Source organism: Actinomadura geliboluensis (assembly GCF_005889745.1).
In the GTDB taxonomy this organism is placed as follows: Bacteria; Actinomycetota; Actinomycetes; order Streptosporangiales; family Streptosporangiaceae; genus Spirillospora; species Spirillospora geliboluensis.
Genome location: NZ_VCKZ01000582.1, coordinates 1 through 4,471 on the forward strand (window position 1 = coordinate 1; position 4,471 = coordinate 4,471).

4 protein-coding genes are annotated in these 4,471 nt (G+C 74.3%); 3 read left to right on the top strand and 1 reads right to left on the bottom strand.

The window, feature by feature from the left end; genetic code table 11:
* From ETD96_RS41785 to ETD96_RS41795, 3 genes are all read left to right on the top strand, one after another.
* Positions 1 to 1,076: serine hydrolase domain-containing protein (locus ETD96_RS41785; RefSeq protein ID WP_138642012.1), on the top strand; the 1,076-nt coding region annotated here is incomplete at its 5' end.
* Between the two features lie 133 nt (positions 1,077 to 1,209).
* Positions 1,210 to 2,655 (top strand): PucR-like N-terminal domain-containing protein, encoded by a 1,446-nt coding sequence (locus ETD96_RS41790; RefSeq protein WP_240808605.1) that lies wholly within the window; start codon positions 1,210 to 1,212, stop codon positions 2,653 to 2,655.
* Entirely contained in the window at positions 2,652 to 3,257 is a 606-nt protein-coding gene (locus ETD96_RS41795) for a DUF4232 domain-containing protein (protein WP_138642013.1), read from the top strand. The genes ETD96_RS41790 and ETD96_RS41795 overlap by 4 nt, the downstream gene beginning before the upstream one ends.
* Before the next feature lie 6 nt (positions 3,258 to 3,263).
* On the opposite strand, the gene ETD96_RS41800 is transcribed toward ETD96_RS41795, so the two are convergent.
* Positions 3,264 to 4,145 carry an SCO6745 family protein gene (locus ETD96_RS41800; RefSeq protein ID WP_138642014.1) on the bottom strand — a complete coding sequence of 294 codons (882 nt, stop codon included), beginning with the start codon at positions 4,143 to 4,145 and terminating at the stop codon, positions 3,264 to 3,266.
* Positions 4,146 to 4,471: the final 326 nt, after the last annotated feature.

Below are 4,471 nucleotides of genomic sequence, written 5' to 3' on the forward strand. Positions count from 1 at the left end.
CCAACCCCGCCACCACCCACGGCAACGGCAACGGCCAGAGCAAGGGCCACGGCAACCAGCTCGACCGGAAGGTGCGGGAGCAGGCGGCGAAGCTGGTCGCGGACGGGGCGCCCGGCGTCATCGTCATGACGCGGCGCGGCGGCCGGGTGTCGCACGTGACCGCCGGGGTGGCGGACAAGGCGACCGGCGCCCCGATGGACCACCGGCTCCAGTTCCGCATCGCCAGCGTGACCAAGTCGTTCACCTCGACGGTCGTGCTGCAGCTCGCCGCCGAGCGCCGCCTGTCGCTGGACGACACCGTGGACGACTGGCTCCCCGGCCTGCTCGGCGCGAACGGCAACGACGGGTCGAAGATCACCGTCCGGCAGCTGCTCGCGCAGACCAGCGGGCTGAACGACTACACGCCCGACCCCCGGGTGATGTCCGACCCGGCCCGGTCCTGGACGCCCGAGGAGCTGATCGCGATCGCGACGGAGAAGCCGCCGCTGTACGCGCCGGGCACGGACTGGAACTACGCCAACACCAACTACATCCTCGCCGGGATGATCATCGAGAAGGCGACCGGGCGGCCGGTGGGCGCGGAGCTGCAGCGGCGGATCTTCACGCCGCTGCGGCTCCGGCACACCTTCTACCCGACGACCGACCCCGGCTTCCGCGGCCCGTACGTGCACGGCTACTACTACGACTACGGCGACGTGAGCACGCTGGTCAGCCCGTCCAGCGCCCGGACGTCCGGCGGCATCGTCAGCACGGTGGACGACGTGGCGCGCTTCCACCGGGCGCTGTTCACCGGGCGGCTGCTGCCGGCGAAGCAGATGCGCGAGCTGCGGACGGTCCGTCCCGTCAACGACGACGGCGTGGTGGAGGACTACGGGCTCGGCGTCGCCCGCATCAAGTTCTCCTGCGGGTACGCGTGGGGCCACGACGGCGGCTTCCCCGGCTACCGCACCTGGACCTACACCAGCGCCGACGGCCGCCGCCAGGCGATCATCACCTACAACGAGTCGAAGCTGGAGCACGACACTGCCTTCCGGGCGGACCTCGCCAAGGCCGCCGACACGGCTGTCTGCGCCTGAACGAAGGCACCCGGTTATAAGCGGGTGAGCAGTGGCCGCAGGGTTTTGTTCTTCCGCACTACAGAACAGCGACGGGGGCGGTGCGTACCGTCGGGGCGTCCAGCAGCACAGCCGGGCAGACGGAGGTGTGCCGATGACCAGAACCCTCGCATCCGGAGGTGCCGACGAGCGGCAGGGTGACGGCGAGCGGCAGGGTGACGGCGAGCGGCAGGGTGACGGCGAGCGGCAGGGTGACGGCGAGCGGCAGGGTGACGGCGAGCGGCAGGGTGACGGCGAGCGGCAGGGTGACGGCGAGCGGCGAGGTGACGGCGAGCGGCGGGGCGCTCGCGAGGGGCGGGGCGCCGGCGCGCGGCCCGTGCTCCTCCCGCCGCGCCTCGCCGGGCTGATGCGGCCGGAGCTGCCGAGCCTCGCCGAGGAGATCGTCACCGAGATCCGCCGCGCCATCCCGGAGTACGCCCGGCCGCTCGACGGCCCCTACGGGCACGTGCTGCGGCTCAGCGTCGAGCACAACCTGGCCGCGTTCGTCGACCGGATCGCCGCCCCGCACGGCGCGCCGGCCGACGACGACTCCGCGGCGACCGCGCGGATGCTCGGCCAGTACGAGGCGCACGAGGGCCGCGACCTGGACTCCCTCCAGGCCGCATACCGCATCGGCGGGCAGGTCGCCTGGCGCCGCGTCATGCGGGTCGCGCCCCGGCACGACATCTCCGCAGCCGTCATGTCCCGGCTCGCCGACGCCCTCTTCGTCTACCTGGACGAGCTGGCGGAGCTGTCGCTCGACGGGTACCGGCAGGCCAGGGCCCGTCCGATCCCGGCGCTGGACGAGCGGCGCCGCCGCCTGCTGCGCCTGCTCCTGGACGGCCCCGAGGCGGAGATCGCGGAGTCGGCCGAGGCCGCCGGGTGGCCCGTCCCGGACGAGGTCACGCTCGTCGCCGTCGAACCGGACGCCCGCTGCGCGTGGGCGGCGCTGGACGAGGACGTCCTCGCCGACCTGGAGTGCGCCGCCCCGCACCTGCTCCTGCCGGGCCCGTTCACGCCGGAGCGGCGCCGCATGCTGGACGAGGCGCTGCCCGGCCGCCTGATCGCGGTCGGCGTGACAATGCCGACCGGGCAGGCCGCCGACTCGCTGCGCTGGGCCAGGCGGGCGCTCGGGCTCGCGCTCGGCGGTGTCCTCGACGGCCCGGTGGTCCGGTGCGAGGAGCACCTCGTGACGCTGTGGCTGCTGTCGGACCCGGCGCTGGTGGACGAGCTGGCCCGGCGCCGCCTCGGCGTCCTGGACGGCATGACGCCCGGCCAGCGGGACCGGCTGACCGAGACCCTGCGGACCTGGCTCGTCACCCGCGGCACCGCCGCCGAGATGGCCGCGATCCTGCACATCCACCCGCAGACCGTCCGGTACCGGATGCGCAAGATCGAGCAGACCTTCGGCGCCGAACTGGCCGACCCGGAGGCCCGGTTCGGCATCGAGGCCGTGCTGCGCGCCGCCCACCTGCGGGCCCGCGCCGGGCGGGCCGGGACGGGCATCGGCACCGACACCGGCACACGGCGTCCACATCCGTCTGCCATCATCCCCAGGTGACTCCGACAAAGCGGACATCGATCCTGCTGCTCGCGGCGGCGGCGGTGCTGGCCGGCGCGGCGGGCTGCGGCACCGAGACCGCGCCCGCCGCCCTCCCGTCCGAGCCGTATCCCGTGCTGCCGTCGAAGCCGGCGACGCCGACGCCGATCCCGCTGGAGCGGAACACGCCCGCCCCGCCGGTCTGCACGCCGGAGGGCATCAGCATCGGGATGGAGGAGCCGGAGGCGGCGATGGGCCTGCGCGCCGCGACCATCCGGCTCCGCAACTGCGGCGACCGCCCGTACCGGCTGAACGGCTACCCGTCCGTGCGCGTCCTCGACAAGGACCGGCAGCCGTTCGACGTGGAGATCGTGCGCGGCACGACGCAGGTCGAGGACCCGGGGCCGAAGCCGCTGACGATCCGTCCGGGCGGGTCGGCCGTCTTCGGGATCGTCTGGCGGAACCTCGTCACCGACCCGACGACGACCGCGGTGGCGGGCACGTACCTGGAGGTCCGGCCCGCGCCGGGACGGCCGGTCGTCATCGTGGAGTCCGACGGGCCCCTCGACCTCGGCAACACCGGACGCCTGGAGGAGACCGCCTGGCGCCTCCCCCGCCCCTGACCCGGCTCAGCGGGGCGGCGCCTGAACCTTGCCGATGCCGAGCGTGTTCTCCGCGGGCATCAGGCCGGTCTCCAGGACCTTGACCAGGATCGGCATCGTCAGCTGCCCCAGCCGCTCGGCCTTGGCCTCGCCGAGGGCGCGCCAGGGCGCGTAGGCGAGGTCGTCGGTCATCCGCTCGACCGAGTCGCGCAGCTCCCGGCCCCGGTCGGTCGCGGCGCCGTCACCGCTCACGAGGCCGCGGGACGCGAGGCGGTCGCGGGCGGCGGCCCACTCCTCGTCCGTCCAGCCTCGGCTCGCGAACGTCTCCACGGACGCGGCGCCGACCGCGGCGAACGAGACGAGCGACTCGGCAGGGTCGAGCCCGTGGGTGAGGAGCGCGGCGACGTGGCCGTCCCCGCGCTGCTCCCGCAGGATGCCGATCGCGTGCCACAGCGCGAGGTGCGGCTCGTCCGGCCAGGGCAGGTCGGCGTTGGCGGCGGCGATCGGGCGGCCCGCGGTGCCCGCCTCCTCGGCGGCGGCACGGGCCAGCGAGGCGGCCTCGGCGAGGTCCGGGGAGCCGATGGCGTCGCCGAGCAGCGCCCGGTACATGCGGTCGACGGCGCGCACCCGTGCCCGCAGGACGCGCTCGGGCGGCGCGACCGTCCACACCGCGGGGACGTGCTCGGCCACCATGCGCGGGCTGAAGCTGTAGAACGCGGACGCGACCCGCTCCGGACCGGCGGCGCCGAGCGGGGCGGCGCGCCAGGCGAAGTAGCTCGGCCAGCGCGTATCGACCTCGTACCCGAGCTCCGCCGCCTCCGCGAAGACGTCGGGCGAGTACCAGAACAGGGCGTGGACGGCTTCGAGTTGGTGCCACATCTGCCGTGCCAGGCCGGGGTTCTCCGTCATCGGCGCTCCTTCGCTCGGGATCACCACCAGCCTATCTAGACAGTGACAAGATTTCACCGGCCGAGCCGGAACGCGTCCGCCTCAGACCACCGCCCGTCCGTCCCCAACGCCGACGACCACGCGCCCGACGTCCCACTGACCTGCGACGAAGACATCCCCGGAGCGACATGCGCCTCCCTCGAATAGGCACCGCTCGACACGGCCGGATAAGCACCAGATGCCGCGGACTGGCCGTGCGGCACCCCGCGATAGGCCCCCGACGCTGCGGCATGCTCGCCCAACACGGCCGGGTAGGCGCCGGACGTTCCGGAGTGTGAGGGCGTGGG